This window comes from Thermoplasmata archaeon (assembly GCA_035532555.1).
Taxonomy (GTDB): domain Archaea; phylum Thermoplasmatota; class Thermoplasmata; order Lutacidiplasmatales; family UBA184; genus Lutacidiplasma.
This window is the reverse complement of sequence record DATKQS010000023.1, coordinates 53,093-71,414: the sequence shown is the minus strand read 5'-3', so window position 1 is coordinate 71,414 and position 18,322 is coordinate 53,093. Positions and strand designations below refer to the sequence as shown.

Genomic DNA, 18,322 nt, shown 5'->3' with positions numbered 1-18,322 from the left:
GGTCCCGGACTTTAGCCGCAACCTACCGAAGAGCGCCGAGGAAGCCCGAGACCGACTCGTGAATCGAACGAGCCCTCCCGACAAGCCGCCCCGTCTCGCGCTTATCGAAGAATATGGCGCCGGGCGTGCGTCCAGCGCGGGGTTCTCCGTACGCCGCTGCCTCGCGAAGTCGAGCGAGTTCGCTCATCGCCATCGCCCACTCGCCGACCTCGCTCCGTACGGCCGGCGGAAAGGCATCGCGATGCCGAAGGAGCCAGTCGTGGATATCGTGTCCCCTGGGCGGTTCGACCCGGACCGCGTAGAGGGCGGCCTTTATGGAGAGTTCGACCGTCCGCTGAGCCTCGCTCGTTGCGTTCGCAAAGTGTCCTCGGCGGAGGGCGTATTCGGCTCCGTCGAGCGATTCGCTGGCTCGTTCGATGAGCCCACGGGCGGCATTCAGATTCAAGCCGTCGCCTCGAGGATCGTTCCTAGCTTCCAGTACGGTGCTTCGCCAGCACGGGCAATCCGCCGGGCTCCCTTCTCGCGGAGAAGGCGAGAGAGTCGGCGAAGTGCCGAGCGGAGCGACCCATCGGGGTCGTACAGGATCCGGGCCTCCTGGGGAAGGTCGAAGAGGACCGGGGCCGGTCGAGCGAAGTCCTCCTCCGTCGCGACGAGGACCTGGGCCCGATGGTAGTGTTTCGTCCGGTCGAATTCGTCCACGAGAAGCGGAGCCGCGGACCCGTCTAGCCGGCCCCGCTCCCTCGCGTCCTCGTAGACCGATATCGGCCGTTCCGTCAGGAGGACGAGGAGGTCCAGGTCGCTTTCCGGCCCCGAGGTTCCGCGGGCGCACGAACCGAAGAGCGCGATCGCGCGCAGACGACCCGAGTACAAGCGAAGGATCTCACCCGCCGAGCGATAGAGGATCGGGTAGAAGCACTTCGACCGGAACGGACGGAGATTCGTTTCTACCCCCGCCGTAAGGCGAACGAGAGGGTCCACCGTGGCGTACCGACCCCTTCCGATCCGGAAGAGCCACCCGAGCCGGGCGAGCCGCGAGAGCTCGAGGTACGGCCTCGCTCGGAGGACCTGGGCAGCGTCCGACACAGAGAACGGCTCGTCACCGAACCGTTCGCGGAACCGCAGGAAGGAGGCTGGAATCGAGAGGCCCGTTGCACTCGGCACGCACTTCGATATAGACTATCAGGATATATAGCCTGTCGAACGAGGGAACGGGAACGGCACCGGGTGGTAGGTCCCGATTGGGTGACGGACCGGAGCTCCCCCCCGAGACCCGCACTCGTGGACCGCCCAGTCCACAAAGGGCGGCCCCGCACCTCGTACTCCACAACGAATCTCCCCGTCCGAAAGGGCTTTAATAGGGGAGGCGTGGGGAGAGCGATATGTCGGTGCGTCAAGTTGTTCTGACGATTTTGGTCGTGGCAGTGACGATCTCGGCCTTCGGCCTTGCGGTGGTCGGGAATGCCCATCCGGCAGCCAGTCCGGCGAGCGCGGCTGCGCCCTCAACCCACACCGCCACATCGGCGGCCTCGTCGGCCGGGAGTTCGGCGCGCTCGGCGATGGTACAGCACATCCTCGCTCAGACCAAGGCGGACCACATCCCGATGGAAGCGGTCTCTCTGCCCAACCTCCTCGGACATTCCACAGTTTCTAACGGTGTCGTGCAGCCCCTCAGCACGCAAGCCCCGGCACCGATGGGGATCGGTACGTATGGCGTCCTCAACACGACGGGAACCCCCACAGCCTACTCCATGCAGACGCAAAGCTGGGAAGGCTCGATCACGCTCAACAGCGTCAACACCTTCCTCCTGACCAACGATGGTGCCATCTCGACCAACGGCAGCCAGAACACGTTCGGGGTACAGCTCAACGCGGTGACGAACGGAACGACCGTCGGGACCACGAGCACCTACAGTTTCTGGAACCAGAACGTGCTCTACTTCAACTACCCCAGTCCCGGGATGATCACCTTCCTGGACAACATCTGGAACTTCTCCTCCCCTGCCGTTTCACTGACGGCCGGCACGCTCTACTCCTACAACGGCACTCCCGTGTACCCGGCCTACTACTACGATATCGGCCCGTCCTTCCCGATCACCTTCCCCGTCACCGTGCAGCTCTACCTGAACTCCAGCACGACGAACCTTGCCTCCACCGGGTTCGGCTACTCGACCGTGAAGTTCGGTTACAACGTCATCGACCCCACCACCGGAAAGAGCCAGGCCTCCGGGGTCTACGATACCGTCCTCTTCGCCTCTCAGACGCCGATCGGTCAGGTGCCGGCGGCCCCGTATCTGGTCGACGGCTCTCAGGTCAACCCAACCGGCTTCATCCCGTGGGACGCCGAGATCATGCTCGGTGGCCCCGGTGGTGGAACGACGACATCCGTCTACGGGATCAGCGGCTCGGAGAGCCTGAAGTACTGGGACAGCACGACCTCAAGCTACGCGAACCCGCTGTCGGCCTGGAACCTTGGCTCCGAGACCGGTGAGACCTCCGAAGGGATCGCCGTGAGCTACACATCGCCCGGCACGGTGCAGCTCAACACGGGCCCGTCGATCCCCCAACCACTGTGGGGTTCCACCCCCGGCGGGAATATAGGACAAGGCACGTTCTCCGGACCGATCTCTCCATCGAATGCCTTCGTCTTCTTCACGCCCGGGTCGAGTTTCGATCCGAACCTCGCCTCCTGGGCGCCGACCCAGACCGCGAGTACCTTCAGCTATGTGCTCGCTCCGGGGACGTACACGATCGACGTGATGATGAGCGATTACAACCCGATCCAGGTCACGACCTCGGTCGGGAGCGGGGGTTTGGCGAGCCTCAGTTTCGCCCTGCAACGCAACATCGCCATCGGGGTCTACACACCCCTGGACGCATGGAACAACGCGCAACTCGCTGCGATCTCCTCCGGTGGAGCTGGAACCGCGACGGTTCCGTACATCATCGAGAACAACCCCGCCCTAGGTGGGCTGGACTCCGTCTTCGGGCAGTTCAACGATTACCTGTACCCGGTCTTCCCCGGGGTCATCATCGCTGATACGACGGCGTACGTGAGCTTCAACAACCCCTCGCTCCTGAACGTGACGTACCAGTCGGGCTACGATGGGGCCCTGGCGTTCTTCGGGCTTCCGTCGACGAACAACCTCCAGTTCCAGATCGTGGATTCGTCGCACGTCTCGATCTGGGGAGCGCAAGGGATCAGCGGTTGGTTCTTCTTCCAGGACTACGGCCCGCTCGGCCTGCTGCCTCTCGCTAATGTGGTCATCTGGGGCGGGACGAACGACCTCGTGGGCGACAGCGTCTTCGTAAGCCAAGGAAGTTCGCTGCTCCTGGCGGGCGTGAACCCCGCGGCCCCGACGGACAACGTCGTGTGGGGCAACATCTTCCTGAACAGCACCGCCCTTGCTCCCACGATGTTCCCCGGCAACGGCGCCGTCAACGGACCCCCGGTCGCGATCTGGGCGTTCGAGAGCGGGGATTGGATCTACAACAACTGGGTCGGCACATCGATCACCGCCTTCGCGCCCAACGTCAACATGTTCTTCGGATCGCCGCAGCTCAACGCGGAGAACTGGAACCTGACGCAGATCGAGCCCGCGTTCATCGTCTCGATCTTCAACGGGTACTGGCTGACGGGCAGCATCATCGGATCCGCGTGGCAAGGGGGCAACTTCTGGGCGGATTACGCGCCGGGAACCGCCCTGCCGTACGATGAGTTCGGCTACATCGCGACCGGAGGCGACTACCTGCCGTATCCGCTCATCGCGTATGCGGTCGTCTTCGCCGCCTACGGACCCGGCTTCGGCGGGGCGTGGTCGGTGACGATGAACGGGGTCACGCAGACCACTACGAGCTACTTCCTGGTGTTCTACGAGGTTCCCGGGACGTACACCTTCACCGCAACCGGCCTTCCAGGCGGACCCTCGGTGACGCCGGCGACGGGCACTCTGAGCGTGGTCGACCAGAGCCTGTACGTGGTGCTGACGCTCCACTGACGGGACCGGGCGCCTCCCGGGGCCCGGCTCTCGGGAGTGAGGCGAGTAGCGATCGCTTCCTCCTACCCGGAGCTGGACCCTCTTCCGGCCCGGTCGCTCGGGCACCGCGTTGGGACTGGCAGATGTAGTCCTCTGGAGTCCAACTCTCGAAGACGATGGGCGGACGATCTACGACTGCTGGCCGAGCGCGGAGCGTCCGACCCTGCGGATCACGAACACCGGGAATAAGTACCTCATTCACCATATGCCCGGAGCGTGGGCGACTCGCGAAGCGACGCTTCGTCGGCCCGGGAATCGGGCTACCCTGGTCACCGACCGGCCCCGGTCGACTCCGATGAACTACCGCGGGTGCGTTCGTGGGCACTCGCGAGATTCCCCAGCGATGATCGCCGAAATCTCCCGCGGCGACCGCTGCAGAGCGGGCTCGGATTGTCCATCTCGCTGCCGGCGAGTAGCGCAGTGCCTCAGTCGCCCGCCCGGTCCATCGGACGTCGTCGGGGGTCGCGAGGACGATGACCGTGTCGGGAGATCGACCGCGGGCGGGCCAGCGCAGCCTCTCTCCGAGGGATACGTCAGCCGGCCGCCGGCGTGGGCCGCCGAGCGCGCTTCCGAGGCTCCGGTCGGGGTGGGCGGTCCTCGGGTGCGCTCTCTTCATCGCGCTCCTTCTTTCGAACCTTGGATCGACCTACTCCCTCGGCGCGCCCCCGGGCGCGCTGCCGCACGCCGACCCGGACTCGATGAAGAAGACCGTTCCATCAGGCCCCGCGGTTTCTATGGCCCTGGCAGGGACGCCTCCGTCCTGGGCGAACTGGCGCACGATGGGGGGAGCGCCGGGAAGCGTCCATCCGACGGCCGCGCTCGCTCCGCCGGCCGGAAGTGGAATTCCTTCCAAGGCCCCTCCCTATCCCGTCGCTCCTCCCAAGATCCCCGCCCGGATGCCGTCCCTCACCGCCAATGACTCCGTCTACCCCTATGGGGCCTACTCCAGCGAGCCGGCGCCGATGGGCGTTACGGACTATGGGGTCGACGAATACGGCAATCCGTACTCCTATACGACCACCACATGGATCGGGGAGTACACCCCGACCGACTTCGGGACCTACAACGCGAGCCTCGGAAGCGGGGCCTATACGGCCGGGATCCAACTCAACGCGGTCATGACCTTCCAGGAGGGGGGAACGAATTACGTCTACTGGACGCAGGACGTTGCCCTCGTCGACACGCAGGCCAAGACGATCGAATTCATCGACAATGTGTGGAACGCGAGCGCCGCCGGTTCGAGCATGTACAACAGCACGATCCAGGGCCACGGCCAGGTCAGTTTCACGTCCAACGGTCAGGGGTGGTACTACTACTTGGACAGCACGAACTACACCACGCTCTCCGCGGCGGATCCCATCTACTTCCTCATGCAGGTGGGGATCACGAACGGCGTGCCATCCGTCACGTTCGGAGATGCCATCAACAACGGGAACCCGGTGGCGTACGACACCGCACGTTTCCTCTTCGCGACGGCCCCCCTTCAGTACGGGCCCCTCTATCTCGTCGATGGGAACCTCTACGCCCCGAACGGTCAATTCTTCGATGCCGAGCTCGTCGTAGCAGGTCCCGGAGGCGGTGCCTCGACGATGGCCGCTACCTCCCTTCAGACCTACGCGGCGATCGAGTACCTCAACGGGCACAACTTCCAAGTGCCGGACAACGAGTTCAACTTCGGCAGCGACACGGCGGAGACGATCAGCGGGGTCGTGGGCACCCCAGCTTCCCAAGGCGCCATCCCCATCGGGGCCCAGAGCTACGGCCCCGGCGCCCTCGGGCAGCTGTACGACATTCGTCAGGTCGTGCAATTGAACATCAGCGGACCGACGCTGAATGGCGGTACGGTCTACCTGAACTCCTCCTCGTACAGCGGCCCGGCGGTCGGGACGTTCGACGGGAATGAGTGGAACGGCACGATCATCCCGTACACCTACAGCATCACGGTGGTCAGCGGAGGGCATCGCTACGTTCTCCCGCCGCTCGCCCTCCCGGCGGGCTACACACAGATCACGGTGGGAGGGAACGCGACCACGACCTACACGGTGGAGTTTGTCGAGAGCGGCCTGCCCGCGGGCACCGTATGGAACGTGACCTTCGCAGGATACTTCGGCAGCACGACCGGCACCTACATCCAGTTCACCGGAGCGAAGGATGGAACCTACTCGTTCGGGGTCGGGCCTCCCGCCGGCTACGCGGCGAACCCGGCGAACGGCCTCGTCACGGTGAACGGGGCCAATGTGACAGAAGCGATCGTGTTCACGGCCAGCGCTCCCGGGACGTACTCGGTGACGTTCACCGAAAGCGGTCTGTTGCTTGGAACTTCCTGGTCGGTGACGTTGAACGGAGGGACGGCGAGCTCCACGAGTTCGGTGATCACGTTCGCCGAACCGAACGGCGCCTACAACTACAGCGTGGGGGTGGTGTCCGGGTTCACCCCGTCCCCCTCGTCCGGGAGGTTCTCCGTCTCCGGGGCCGGTGTGAGCATCTCGGTCACCTTCACCGCGACCGGCCCCGGATCGTACGCGGTGATCTTCTCCGAAACCGGGCTCTCGCAGGGAACCTCGTGGTCGGTGACGTTGAACGGAGGGACGGCGAGCTCCACGAGTTCGGTGATCACGTTCGCCGAAGCGAACGGGGCCTACAACTACACCGTGGGGGCGGTGTCTGGGTTCACCGCATCTCCCGTGTCCGGGACGGTGTCCGTCTCCGGCGCCTCGGTGAGTGTCTCGATCGCATTCACTGCCTCGGGAGGTGGAGGGACGGCCGGCGGCTCGGGGTTCCTCGGATTTTCCGGGTCTACCGGATACATCGTCGTGGGCGGCCTAGCGGCCGTCGTGGTGGTGGGGGTGATCGCGGCCGCACTAATCTCGAGGTCACGGGCCGCGCGAAACCGTCGCGCTGCAGCGCCCGGCGTTCCCCCGCTCGGGCCACCCTATTCCTACGGAGCCCCACCGGGACCCGGCGGGGCTCCTCCGGCGGCCCCTCCCGTATCGTACGCTCCTGCGCCGCCACCTCCTCCCTACGCTTCCCCTCCGCCGGGCGCCTGGCCGCCACCGCCCCCTCCCTCCGCGCCCTGGACGCCGCCGGTGGTTGCGGCGGACCCCGCGAGAGGATCGTTCTGCACCTCGTGCGGGCGACCGCTGCAACCGACCCACCGCTTCTGCGCGGAGTGCGGTCAGCCGCGGGCGTGAGGTTTGAACTTCGATTCGACGAGGGCAGAGGGGCCCCGACGCTGGGGTCGCCCAATGGCGCACGTCCGCCGCAGCTGGTTCCCGGGCGCCCTTCCACAGGGGGAACTCTCGCCAGACGGGGAGGCTCGCGAGAACCCGGGCCCTACGGTCGAGCCGATGAACGAAGGCGGCGTGAACTCCGCGAACCTTCCGGGGTTTTCGGATAGGTACTTAGCGCAACGGGGACTGGCAACGCCAGCAACTGGTCGCGGTGCTTGCGTTCGTCATCCCGCAACGGGGGCACGTGATCGGTGGGGCCGAGCCCTGCTGCACCGGAGGCCAGCCGGGCTGCGGGGTGGGGGGAGGGGGCGGCCATGCGGGAGCGGGAGGTTGCGCCCAAGGAGAAGCTCCACCGGGTGCTCCAGGGACCATGCCCGGAACAGGCAACTGGGCCGAGGCCGCCAGTTCGTCCATCGTGAACGGTTCCGTTCTGGTCCGTGAATATAGCGCGCCTCCCGCGATCAAGAAGACGAAGCCCACGAGAGCAGCGTACCATCCAACGAACGGGCCGTAGCTGAAGGTGCTGGCTCCGGTGCCGTACGAACCGTAGAAGAACGAGGTACAGTACGATGGGCCGTTGCAACCGCCGTTGGCGGCCTGAAACGCCGCAGGCTGTCCGAGGGCGGCGTAGATGACCGGTGCCACGCTCAGCACCCCGGCTACGACGGAGAGGAGTACGATCAGGCTCAGTTGACCTCGGCCAAAGGTCACACCGTAGGCCCCGAGGAATGCGAAGGCGGTAGCGATGATGGCGAGGATGACCACGACGATGATCATGTAATCGATCGCGGAGTACAGGTTCGCCATCTGGCTGCTGATCACCGAGTAGGTGAGGGTGGTGGGACAACCGGCGCCGCTGCAGGAGAACGAGTTGCCGGGGGTATAGTAGATGTTAACGCCCCCTCCACTCACCGACCACCACCCGGTGCCGAGAGCGATCGCCGATAGAATGAACCCCAGCGCAAGGAGCACCGCCGCGGTCGTTCTCCTGCGGTGTCGGTAGCCGGGAGGTCGTCGGGCGGACGGTCGAGAGAGGTCCGCGGTCACGTACGGCGAGGGAGGGGGCGAGTAGGGTGGAACGGAGGCGCTTCCGGGCGGGGGCGGATAGGGAGCAGCCGGCGGAGGTACGTAGGCCGGCGGGGGCCCGGGAGAGTATGGGCTCGGCGGCGAAGGAGGGGCGGATGAAACAGGGGGGGCGTACGCCGGGGCCCCTGCCATAGCGAGCGGAGCACCGCACCCGTGGCAGAAGCTGGCAGAATCCTCGTTGGCCCGACCGCACTTACTACAAGCCCTCATGCAACACTCCAGAGCGCGAGCCGAGTCCGGCGCGGCGATGTTCGGGAGACCATTCTGTCAGCGCTGTTGCGCCCACGGGTCCTCGTGCTCCCACGCCTATCCGGGTAGGGTTATTTGAAAGTTCGGAACGCGAACGAAGAGAGGCCAGCCGAAGGCTGGGCCCGCAGGAGGGTATCGCGCTAGCCGCCGGGCTCCGCGCTGGGGCCGGATGGCAGCAACGGGTCATACGTACGGGGCGCGGCACGGACCCCGACTCCCCCGCCCCGGCGGTGAGAGCGGGGGAGGCTTTATAGTCGGGGCGCGGGTGGGCCGCGCGTTTCCAGCATGGCGGAGTCCGCGTACAGCCGCATGGGCCGGTCGTTCCGGGCCACCCTCGGGGACGAAGGGGCCGCCCTCCGCCACGAGCGGCTATTGACCTGGCGACGGGAAAACACCGTCACCCGCGTCGAGCACCCGGTCCGACTGGACCGGGCCCGCGCCGTCGGCTATCGTGCCAAAGAGGGATTCATCGTCGTTCGCGTGCGCGTTCGCCGAGGGGGCCAGCGGCACCGGGCGATCATCGCCGGGCGTCGCCCGAAGCGCAAGGGTATCAATCGAATGACCCTCGCCAAGAGCCTGAAGCGCATCGCCGAGGAGCGCGCGCAGAAGCACTATCCGAATCTCGAGGTTCTGAACTCGTACTGGGTGGGAGAGGACGGCAAGGAGAAGTTCTTCGAGGTCATCCTCGTCGACGTCAGCCACCCGTCGATCATCGCGGACCCGAAGACCGAGTGGATGGCGGCCCCCACGCAGAAGGGTCGGGTCTATCGCGGTCTAACGAGCGCCGGTCGCGAGACCCGTGGGCTCCGCTGGAAAGGCAAGGGTGCCGAACGGATGCGTCCCTCGCGCACGCGCAACCGCCGGGACACGCGCCGGACCCAGACCAAGGTCATCCCTTAGGGGCCGTCGGCCTGCAGGCGCTCCAGCGTCTCCGTGATCGTGGCGCCCCGGCGTTCGGCCATGCGCTGGGCCCATCCGTAGAGTCCCTCCACGTGGACCACCTCTCCGCGAAGGATGCGGGCGAGACGGCGCCGGTACTCGAGATCGAGCGCGACCCCCCCGACCTGGAGTAGAGCGCGGAGCCGTCGGGCGAGGTTCCCTCCCTCTCTGTCCCAGTCCGTGAGCAGGATGACCGCCCGGTGGCGCTGCACGAGCGCCTGCGCGGTCTCGGCGAGGGACTTTCCGCGGTGCACGAGCGCGATCTCTCCTTCCAGGCCGAGACGGGTCAGGGATCGGCGATCGCGCTCGCCTTCGACCAGGATTACCGCGGCGTCGTCGCGGTTCGCGCGCCAGAGCCGACGCCACAGCTCCAGGAATTCGTCGAAGGCCGGGTCGGCGTCCTCCCCCCCGCGCATCGTTCGCTCGGCCCATACTCGCCGCAACTCCTATAGCCTCGGGTCCCCATCGGACCGTTCCCACCGCGATGCCCGACCAGTACGGCCAACTTCTAGAGTGGCGAAGGAACGAGAACGCCTCCCGCGGCGGGCTCGCAAAGCTTCCCCACAACTTCTACAGCCAGACGGCGAGCTATCTCGCCGAGCTGCGTCGCTCCTACGAAGCCGAGCTGCGGGAGAACCCCTCGGATCGTAAGGGCGAGCTCGCACGGCAGACCTACCAGAGGGCCAGCAGCCTCTCCCGGGACATCGTGGAGGGACGGATGGCAAAGCTGGTCGGGACCGCCCTGCACGCGAGCGTAGGGGGACCTCGGGAGGTCCCGAACACGCTCCCGGAGGAGAGAGAACTGTTGGACCGCCTCGTATCGACGCTCGCCTCCCATCGACACGCGGTCGCCCCGTACCTGACGCCGACCCATCCAGCCGACAAAGTGGAATCGGTACCTACTTCTGCGCCACCGGAGCCCGAACCGCGCGCGACAGGGACCCCCGGATCGCCGCCAATCCCGCCGACCCGGAAGACCCCGGGAGTCGCAGCCCCACTGGTCTATGTGCGGATCGTCAAGGACGGTCGCCCGATCACCGTCGGATCGGAGACCATCGAGCTTCGGAGGGAGGATGTTCTGTCCCTTCCGGGCGACACCGCCCAGCTCCTGATCGATGCGCAGATCGCGGAACGGGTCACCGCGGGGCCCGCAAAGACCGTTACGTGATAGGCGGTACGACGCCCCCGGCGGGCGCGAGCTCGAGCACCCGGAACCGTTCGAACCCGAACAGTAGGCTCTTGGCCGCAAGCTGGGTCCGGACCCGGGCCTCGGCCGACGGGGCCGCCCGTAGCGCCTCCCGAAGGAGCTCGTCGAACCCCCACCGGCCGAGCGCCTCCGCCTGGGAAGAGTAGGCGAGCTCGTAGAGGCCGAACCGGGTGGCGTCGGCGCGCACGCGGGTGAAGTCGACGAAGGTGCTCAGGTCGACGCGCCCGGGATGCGTCCACGGCTCCTCCACGGGCTGATGGCGTCGGACCCCGGCGAGAGTTCCCGTCGGATGTGCGCTTCGGAGCTCCGCGGCGTCCATGCCGTAATCAATCACGATCGCGACCCCGCTCGCCAGATGGTCGGAGATGGCGCGCACGCAGGTCGTAGTGCCCGCCGCATGTTCCCAGATCTCCCCGTCCTGCGGAGCAGCGGGAGGGTTCGGAGGCAAGGGGCGGGAAGGTCGCGACTCCGCCGGCTCTACGCGATCCCCGACCGCCCGGACGCCGAGCTCCTGCCAGCCCGCCCGTCGGTAGACCAGGCGGCGCACCGGCTGGGCGTCGAGGACCTCGTGCGCGATCACCACTCCGACGAACGGACCCGAGGAACCGAGCCCTTCCTCGGTCGTAACGGAGATCCCGGCGCAGGCCCCGAACGCATGGGCGCGTTCGAGCGAGGCCGTCCGAAGCGAGGGGGAGCGTTCGACTAGGACGTAGGAGTAGCGCGACCCCGCATCGGGTTCTCGACCGAGCTCTTCCACGACCGCAGCGGAGAGGGTACCATCCCCGGGGCCCAGCTCCACGACGCGGAAGGGCGCGTCCGCCACGAACCGATCGCGCACCTGCTGCACGCGCCGGGCCAATGCTCGACCGAACAGAGGATGGACGTGCGGAGCGGTGTAGAAATCTCCCGATCGACCGAGCGGGTTCGTAGGGCCGGTGTAGTACCCGATCCCTTCGGCGTATAGAGCCCAATCCATGAACCGGTCGAATGGAACGAACCCATCGGTCTCTGCGCTCGCGCCTATGCGTTCGACCAAAGCCCGTTCTCGCGCGAGATCCTCCGCGGTCTCGTCCACCGCCGCGCTCGGAGGACGGGGCGAGGGCATGGAGAACCGCTCGAAAGATGCGTCAGCCGATGTACCCGATGTCCTCGCGGGCCGGGCTCGGGCCCGGGGTGGGCTCGTTCGCTCCCTTCTCGGAATCGTGGATGCGCTGGGCGATCCGGTCGATCTCCTTCGCTTTCGACTCGAGGTCTCTGAAATCGACGTCGACCTCGATTGCTTGAGAAAGGATCTTGAGCACCGCTTGGGCGCCGCGGGGATCTACAAAATACCCGGAGGTCTCGCCCATGAGGCAGACGCCCTCCATCTGGAACATGCGTCCGAGCCCGAGGAACAGACCGCTCGCACCGATGAGCCCCCCTCCGGGGTCGTTGCGGGAGAAGATCACGCCAAGCTTCTTCATGGCCTCCACACGCGCGGGGCTGGTCGCAGCGCCGAGGACGCGAGGCTTCTCCACGACGTGGCCCTGGGCGAACCCGGCGAGGGTGTACAGATCTCGGACCCCGAGCTTGTGCACGAACTCGAGAACGCGGTGCGTGATCTCGTACTGGCCCTCGGGGCTGATGCCTTGGTAGTCGCCGCCGAGGATCACGATGTCCCGCGCGGCCTTCGGGTTCCGGTAGTACGATAGCTCGTTGGAGACGAGCCGGATGATCCCGTCCTCATTGACGTAGACCTGCGGCGGAAAGAAGCGGGAAAAGACCGTGGCGAGCGGCTTCGCCTTCAGCTGGTCCCGGAGATAATCGGAGGCGAGCTTGCCGACATTGCCGACGCCCGGGAGTCCCTCGACGAGGATCGGGTCGCGCAGCGCGACCTTCTCGGTCGGCAGAATCACCACGTCGTCCATGTGCGCTCCATCGCTGAGACCCGAGGACGATAGATAACAGTTCGGTGAAGCCGAGGTCATGGGGCACTCATCAATGAGCGGCCTCTTGGAACGCTGCTCGATCGGGCCTCGTGGCCCGGATGACGCGAGCCTCGAGCCGGGCGTCGAACTCGCTCAACAACGCGCGGGCCTTCTTGACCTTGGGACATGGGCGGAAGGTGCCCGCTCAAGTCCGCGAGATCGCCGGCACCCTCGAACGCACCCGGCACTTGGTCGACGCCGCAGAGGCGTGCCTCTCCTCCCGAGGGGTCCGGCGGACGCGAAAGCGGGGTCGGAGGTCGAACCCGCCGTCCGACTGCGCCAAGGCGTCCATCATCGTTCGACCGGCCCATGCCGGGGATCGTTATCGCCAGATCACACGGAGGGAGGGGACGGACCGGAACGCCGGGTCGTTCGAGACGAGCGGTAGGCGGCGAGACATCGCGACGGCCGCGATCATCCGGTCGTGCAGCTCCGGGATCTCCAGGTCCAGAAAGTACCCCCAGCCCGCCGACCCCAGAGAAGCGGCCCGAAGATAGCCCGAGGCGCGGACCTCGTCGGTCACCTCTTGCACGGTCGCTCGAGGGTGAGGGACCCGGACCCGTCCCCGCAGGATGAGATAGGCGAACTCGCCCAGCGCCACCTCGGGCAGGAAGAGACGACCGAACCCGTCCTCGGCCTCCCGAAAGACCCGCTCGGCGGCCGGCGGAAGCGAGTCGTCCAGATGCCGTATCAGGGCCACGGTGTCGATAACGGCGTCGGTCAGACCCTCCACTCCTCGCGGAGGGAGCGGACCGCCTTCTCCGCCTTGTCGGGGTCGATGTGGCCTTTCAACAACCCCCGCAGTGTACGACGCCCCGACCGAATGAGAACCCCCTCCTTCGTTTCGAGGACCAGCACGGTCGCACCTTCCTGCAAATGGTGGCGTTCGCGGAGCTCCTTGGGGAGCGTGATCTGACCCTTCGAGCTGACCACTGCGGTCTTCGCCATCGACTCCTCCACCGGACCCGGGGCCATAAACTTTACCCCGGGTAAAGCCGACGGTCGCAACTCGTTACTCCTTTCGACTCGCCCGGGGCCGGCAGAGCGGCTCGCCGACACGATCGGCGGCTCAGCACCCGTCGGGACAGAGCGGGGCGCGGCTTCCGAGCCACCGGACTTAGAGCGTATCCGGAAACCTCCTTTCGAGTCGAACCCCGGCTTGACCCGCTGATGGGCCGAATCTCCTGAGTGCTCGTCGGTCAAGCGATTCCTTCTGAGTTCGATCTTCCCGAGTATCTCTGGCTTCGAGTCTCTTCCCTCCTCCCGATACGCGCTCCGTCTCCTCGAGGGGGTCGTCCTCGGGCCGACGACCGGCGGTGCTTCGCGGGCATCGTCTACCTGCTCCGTACCGGCATCCAGTGGGGAGCCCTCCCTCGGTGTTTCGGACCCAAGAGCACCGTCCACGATCGATTCCAAGAGTGGTGCGCCGCGGGCCTGTTCCAGCGACTGTGGGCGGAGGCTCTCCTCGCCTACGACGAGAAGACCGGGATCCGTTGGGCGTGGCAATCGATGGATGGCACGATGACCAAAGCGCCGCTCGGTGGCGATAGGACCGGCCCGAATCCTACCGACCGTGGGAAGTCCGGGGTGAAGCGAAGTCTGTTGACCGATGGACGGGGGGTTCCGCTTGGGATTGTGGCCGCACCCGCGAATCGCAATGACTGCAAGTTGGTCGAGGGGACGCTCGATTCTCGACCCCTCCGCCCGCCCCGAGGGGTCCGTCAGCACATCTGCCTTGATCGAGGATACGACTACCTGGAGGTGGAAGAGGTCGTCGAGGCGTACCGATACGAGCACCACATTCGTCGGAGGGGCGAGGGTACCATTCCTCGCCGAGAGCGCCTTCGATTTCAAAATCATCGATGGGTGGTCGAGCGCACCCATTCGTGGATGAACCGGTTCCGTCGCCTTCTCGTGCGGTGGGAGAAGAAGGTGGTGAATTACCTCGGGTTCGTCCACATCGCTTGCGCGTGGATCGCTCTTCGGGCGGCCCGACTTCTATAAGGGTCGGGGCCGCTCGGCCCCCAAGAGCGATGAGGAAAGGGTCCAGCGCGCCACGGACGAAGCGAGGTCGGTTGGGAGGGACGCTCATCCCCGTGGCGTGCGCCACGGACGATTGCCCCGGAACGTCGGTGCTGGCCTATCCCGGAGAGGGGCCGTACCAGGGCGGGATGTTTCTCGAGAAGGGATGGCTCTCGATGTCGGAGCCCGAGAGTCCCGCGGTCCTCTATTTGTGCCCAAAATGCGCGGCCGAAGAAGTGGCAGCGGCGGATGCGGAGATCGCCCGGCTCTCCAAGAAATCACGGCGTAAGGTTTCCGGATAGGCTCTTAGGAAACCGCACCGTGCGGGCCGGGGATCGAAGGTCCGGTCGGGCTCCGGCGTCCGGAGTGCCGCTCCACGTTCGGAGCCCGTCCATCGTTCGGGCGGTCAGTCGCGGGTGGGGCCGGCACTGTCCGGGGGCTGTTCTATTCGCCCTCAAGCGGGCCTCACGGCACCTGCCGAACGCATCCGCATTGCAGGAAGGAGCCTGGCGCGGACGGCTCCGGGACGCAGCTCCCAGTACGGCCCTGCTTCGTCCCGGCTATGGAGATGGAGGATCCCCTCGCGGCCCAAGGCGGCGCCGAGGGCGCGTAGCGCGTCATCGTCGCTCCCCTCCCGCAACGTGCTCAGGTGCACGCGCACGAGCGCGCCGTCGGGCTTCCCCGCGATCTGCTCGAGGAGCGTCCGCGCCGCGGCATCGATGCCGTGCGGCCGCGATACCTGTCGGGGCGGGGCTCGCGGGCGCTCCTCCATAGTCGCTTCGGTCCATCTCTCGATCCGTGGGCCGAAGCGCGCCATCGACGACCGTGCGATCCCCCGCAAGACCTCGGGGTCGACTCCCGTGGGGAAGCCGATCGGCGTGCGAAGTCGATCGAAGCGGCCGGCCTTTCCTCGAAGGAGGATCGCCTCCCCGCGACCGAGCGACATCAGCTCCTCGGGGGAAACACTACGTGCGATCCTCCCGAACTCTCGAGCATCGTCCGGCGATCCTCGGAACAGGATGAAGTCGGCGACGTTCGTCGCGATCGCTTGACGCACGTTCTCGTTGAGCGACCCCAGAGCCTGAGTGGCCAGGACGAGATGGATGTTGAACCGTCGCCCGATGTTGAGCATCTCGGAGAGGGCTTCGTTACCGAACCACTGAGCCTCATCGAGGATCACGAACGTCTTCGTCGGGCGGGAACGAGCGAGGATCCCCGACCACAACAGCGCGAGGTACATGGACAGGAGCTGGCGCGCTGATCCCTCCCCGATCGTCGCGGCGTCCCCCGTGACGACGGTGATTCGCCCATCGATCAGGAGTTCCGCGGAGGACCATCGCGGCCGCCGCTCGCACAGGAGCCGGGTCAGCACCGAGTTCCCGGCGACCTCGTACAGAAGGCGCCGAGCACCGTCCGTCTCCTCCGGCCGCTCTCGCGCCTGCAGACGGAGGTCGCGCCACGCCGCTCCCGCCTCGCCCGCGACGGGGGACCGATGCCGCTCGGGAGCTTCCAGGAGCTGGAGCGCATCCGCGAGCGTTCCTCCGGGGATCGTGCCCGCCGCGAGGAGAGCGCGCGTGACCACGTCCTCGATCCGGGGTCCCCAGTATGCGCTCTCTGCGTACCGGCCCGATCGCACGCGTCGTAGCGCCTGGACCAGATCCGCCACTTGCCGCGGACCGGGGGCCTCGTTGCCGTTCTCTCCCCCGGCGAGAGCGTTGAGCCCGATCGGTGACTCCGCCGGTGAGACCCAGACCGTCCGCTTTCGCGTCTCGGGATCGAGCGAGCTCAACAGGGCCCGGCCGGTATCACCGACCGGATCGAGGAGGACGACCCCATGCCTCGCCCCGACCTGTCGGGCCAGGGCCGTCAAGAGCGTGCTCTTTCCCATCCCGGTCTCGCCGAGCATCGCGAGGTGGCGACCTTCCTGCGGATCGAGTCGAAGCTCCAGCAGGGTCCCTATATCCGCTCGACCCACCACCAACTCTCGCCGGAAGCGAGCCGGTGTTCGGGGAGCCTCCCCTACCACGCACTCCGGGGATGGGAGCAGCCCGAGGAGTTCCGGCTCGGTCAAGACGAAGGGCCGGGGGCGAGCGGCCCACCACCGGGACGCCGGGCGAAAGCGGATCCCGTTACCCCCAGGGGAGCGAGTCACCGACTGGATGACCTCGGTGACGCGATCGATGGCCGCCCGCGCGGGCACGACGGGCCCACTCCGGATGGATACGGTGGCCACCCAGCGCAACGCCTGCTGCTGCTCCTCCCAACGATCTCGCCATCGCCGTTCGGTCTCGGTGATCGGCCCGGGAGCCCGCACGAGAACGCCTGCTGCGGGAGCTACCGCCATCGGTCTTCCGGCCGCGAGTGGGATAGGGGCTCGTGGAGATGCGGCGGCTGCCAGAGACCATACCAGCCTCAGTCCCGGCGGTAGCGCTCCCATTCCGAGAGCGATCGAGTCTCCCCAGCTCGAAGGTTCGAAGCCGGACCGGAGCGGGTGAGGCCAGGAGAGGATCGGGGCGCCGATGCGGAGCAACACCGGGTAGGGTCGCGTCCCCGACTCCGACAGAGCCCATCGATGGTGGTCGTACGCTCCGGCCAAGACGCGCCCGAACCACCGGCCCGCGACGGGTCCCTCCGAGGAGACGGCGATGCCTCCTCCGATCCCCGAGTCGAACTCGATGCGGAAGGACGCGCCCAGTCCGTGCCCTATCCGCAATCCCTCGGAGAGGCGAGAGCGGAAGCGATCGAGTTCCTCCGGGCGTCCGAGAACGTTTCGCGGTCGATATCGCCAACGAGGTCCACCCGTCGCCTGCTGCACCGCCGCACCCACACCGGGGCGCTCGGTGTCCGTTACGGGGCTCTCGAACGATGAAACCTGCACGGCTTCAGGTAAGCGGCCCGGCCCACTTCCGAGCGTACTTCGCTCACATCGAGCCACGCGCGATAGGAATACCTCCCCGTTGGGGGCGCATTAATACAATCGATGTCCGTTCGAAATTTGATGAAGGTCGATCGCCGCCTGGTCGCGCTCTGCGGCAGCGAGCGAAGGCTCCGCGTTCTGGCCGTGCTCGCGAACGCATTTCGCCCCGTGACCGGGTACCGGGTCTCCCTGGTCGGCGGCGTGCCGGTGTCGAAGGCGTACGACGAACTTCGGAGGTTGGAGAAGTCGGGCCTGATCGGACGTAGTGGACCATCCGGATGGGTCCTGCTCGATCCGGACCTCGGTTCCTTGCTGCGGAAGAGGATTCGTGCGGTGTGGTGGAAAGATTGGTTCGACCGGGTGGACCGGCGCGAGCGAGCAGACCGGATGTTCCCGGATCGACTTCGAGCCACTCCTCGGCCCCGATTTTCGAAGGACCCCGGTTGGACCCCTCGCCACCCGTCACTCTACAAGCGAAACCCTCGCAAGGACGAGGCTCTCACCGAGATGGGCCTTCGACCGTCGAAGCATGCCTAACCGAAGGGAGTTCGAGCGGGCGATTCAGCGAGCTCGAAGTTCCGGGGAACGGCGTGGAAGGCGAGGATCGGAAGGCAGAGCGACGGGCCGGCCGAAAGTGAGTCGCCCGCCTCGGTAGCCCATGAGCTCGCCCG

Annotated in this window: 15 protein-coding genes; 6 read left to right on the top strand and 9 right to left on the bottom strand. The window is 66.6% G+C overall.

The annotated features are described in order from the left end of the window. Positions 1 to 22 precede the first annotated feature (22 nt). A complete protein-coding gene (locus VMV28_06670; protein ID HUZ80280.1) occupies positions 23 to 445 on the bottom strand; it encodes a HEPN domain-containing protein in 423 nt (140 codons plus the stop codon). Beyond that, positions 442 to 1,161, bottom strand: coding sequence for a nucleotidyltransferase domain-containing protein (locus tag VMV28_06665; GenBank protein ID HUZ80279.1), 720 nt, complete (start codon positions 1,159 to 1,161; stop codon positions 442 to 444). Before VMV28_06665 ends, VMV28_06670 begins: the two co-directional genes overlap by 4 nt. A 218-nt stretch (positions 1,162 to 1,379) precedes the next feature. Here VMV28_06665 and VMV28_06660 point away from each other — a divergent pair, with 218 nt between their 5' ends. Next, positions 1,380 to 3,995: a thermopsin family protease gene (locus VMV28_06660; GenBank protein HUZ80278.1), complete on the top strand. Its 2,616-nt coding sequence runs from the start codon at positions 1,380 to 1,382 to the stop codon at positions 3,993 to 3,995. A 773-nt stretch (positions 3,996 to 4,768) separates the two neighbouring features. Next, the gene (locus tag VMV28_06655) at positions 4,769 to 7,225 is read left to right on the top strand and encodes a thermopsin family protease (GenBank protein HUZ80277.1); all 2,457 of its coding nucleotides are present in this window, start codon (positions 4,769 to 4,771) and stop codon (positions 7,223 to 7,225) included. Positions 7,226 to 7,435: 210 nt separating this feature from the next. Here the strand turns inward: VMV28_06655 and VMV28_06650 are convergent, their stop codons facing one another. Then, entirely contained in the window at positions 7,436 to 8,311 is an 876-nt protein-coding gene (locus tag VMV28_06650; GenBank protein HUZ80276.1) for a hypothetical protein, read from the bottom strand. 573 nt (positions 8,312 to 8,884) lie between these two features. On the opposite strand from VMV28_06650, the gene VMV28_06645 reads away from it, so the two are divergent. Then, complete coding sequence (locus VMV28_06645) at positions 8,885 to 9,499, top strand: 50S ribosomal protein L15e (protein ID HUZ80275.1); 615 nt, start codon at positions 8,885 to 8,887, stop codon at positions 9,497 to 9,499. Here the strand turns inward: VMV28_06645 and VMV28_06640 are convergent. Beyond that, positions 9,496 to 9,954 carry a toprim domain-containing protein gene (locus tag VMV28_06640; protein HUZ80274.1) on the bottom strand — a complete coding sequence of 153 codons (459 nt, stop codon included), beginning with the start codon at positions 9,952 to 9,954 and terminating at the stop codon, positions 9,496 to 9,498. The genes VMV28_06645 and VMV28_06640 overlap by 4 nt on opposite strands. A gap of 68 nt (positions 9,955 to 10,022) precedes the next feature. Between VMV28_06640 and VMV28_06635 the strand changes: the two genes are divergently transcribed. Next, on the top strand, positions 10,023 to 10,706 hold the full coding sequence (locus VMV28_06635) for a hypothetical protein (protein HUZ80273.1): 684 nt from the start codon (positions 10,023 to 10,025) through the stop codon (positions 10,704 to 10,706). Here VMV28_06635 and VMV28_06630 read toward each other — a convergent pair. From VMV28_06630 to VMV28_06615, 4 genes are all read right to left on the bottom strand, one after another. Further along, complete coding sequence (locus VMV28_06630) at positions 10,699 to 11,850, bottom strand: SAM-dependent methyltransferase (protein ID HUZ80272.1); 1,152 nt, start codon at positions 11,848 to 11,850, stop codon at positions 10,699 to 10,701. The genes VMV28_06635 and VMV28_06630 overlap by 8 nt on opposite strands. A 22-nt stretch (positions 11,851 to 11,872) precedes the next feature. Beyond that, positions 11,873 to 12,652 (bottom strand): proteasome assembly chaperone family protein, encoded by a 780-nt coding sequence (locus VMV28_06625; GenBank protein ID HUZ80271.1) that lies wholly within the window; start codon positions 12,650 to 12,652, stop codon positions 11,873 to 11,875. 382 nt (positions 12,653 to 13,034) lie between these two features. Then, on the bottom strand, positions 13,035 to 13,445 hold the full coding sequence (locus VMV28_06620; protein ID HUZ80270.1) for a PIN domain-containing protein: 411 nt from the start codon (positions 13,443 to 13,445) through the stop codon (positions 13,035 to 13,037). Next, entirely contained in the window at positions 13,433 to 13,660 is a 228-nt protein-coding gene (locus tag VMV28_06615; protein HUZ80269.1) for an AbrB/MazE/SpoVT family DNA-binding domain-containing protein, read from the bottom strand. Before VMV28_06615 ends, VMV28_06620 begins: the two co-directional genes overlap by 13 nt. A gap of 258 nt (positions 13,661 to 13,918) precedes the next feature. Between VMV28_06615 and VMV28_06610 the strand changes: the two genes are divergently transcribed. Then, the gene (locus VMV28_06610; GenBank protein HUZ80268.1) at positions 13,919 to 14,716 is read left to right on the top strand and encodes an IS5 family transposase; all 798 of its coding nucleotides are present in this window, start codon (positions 13,919 to 13,921) and stop codon (positions 14,714 to 14,716) included. Positions 14,717 to 15,188: 472 nt separating this feature from the next. Here VMV28_06610 and VMV28_06605 read toward each other — a convergent pair whose 3' ends face one another. Next, positions 15,189 to 17,078, bottom strand: coding sequence for a DUF87 domain-containing protein (locus tag VMV28_06605; protein HUZ80267.1), 1,890 nt, complete (start codon positions 17,076 to 17,078; stop codon positions 15,189 to 15,191). A gap of 654 nt (positions 17,079 to 17,732) precedes the next feature. Between VMV28_06605 and VMV28_06600 the strand changes: the two genes are divergently transcribed. Then, a complete protein-coding gene (locus VMV28_06600) occupies positions 17,733 to 18,188 on the top strand; it encodes a hypothetical protein (GenBank protein ID HUZ80266.1) in 456 nt (151 codons plus the stop codon). The last annotated feature ends 134 nt before the right edge of the window (positions 18,189 to 18,322 follow it).

Bases quoted from the DNA above. Each gene is read 5' to 3' on its own strand.
- VMV28_06655 (HUZ80277.1), top strand. From the start codon at position 4,769: ATGGCCCTGGCAGGGACGCCTCCGTCCTGGGCGAACTGGCGCACGATG.
- VMV28_06625 (HUZ80271.1), bottom strand. From the start codon at position 12,652: ATGGACGACGTGGTGATTCTGCCGACCGAGAAGGTCGCGCTGCGCGAC.
- VMV28_06630 (HUZ80272.1), bottom strand. From the start codon at position 11,850: ATGCCCTCGCCCCGTCCTCCGAGCGCGGCGGTGGACGAGACCGCGGAG.
- VMV28_06635 (HUZ80273.1), top strand. From the start codon at position 10,023: ATGCCCGACCAGTACGGCCAACTTCTAGAGTGGCGAAGGAACGAGAAC.
- VMV28_06615 (HUZ80269.1), bottom strand. From the start codon at position 13,660: ATGGCGAAGACCGCAGTGGTCAGCTCGAAGGGTCAGATCACGCTCCCC.
- VMV28_06600 (HUZ80266.1), top strand. From the start codon at position 17,733: ATGAAGGTCGATCGCCGCCTGGTCGCGCTCTGCGGCAGCGAGCGAAGG.
- VMV28_06645 (HUZ80275.1), top strand. From the start codon at position 8,885: ATGGCGGAGTCCGCGTACAGCCGCATGGGCCGGTCGTTCCGGGCCACC.
- VMV28_06640 (HUZ80274.1), bottom strand. From the start codon at position 9,954: ATGCGCGGGGGGGAGGACGCCGACCCGGCCTTCGACGAATTCCTGGAG.
- VMV28_06660 (HUZ80278.1), top strand. From the start codon at position 1,380: ATGTCGGTGCGTCAAGTTGTTCTGACGATTTTGGTCGTGGCAGTGACG.
- VMV28_06605 (HUZ80267.1), bottom strand. From the start codon at position 17,078: ATGGCGGTAGCTCCCGCAGCAGGCGTTCTCGTGCGGGCTCCCGGGCCG.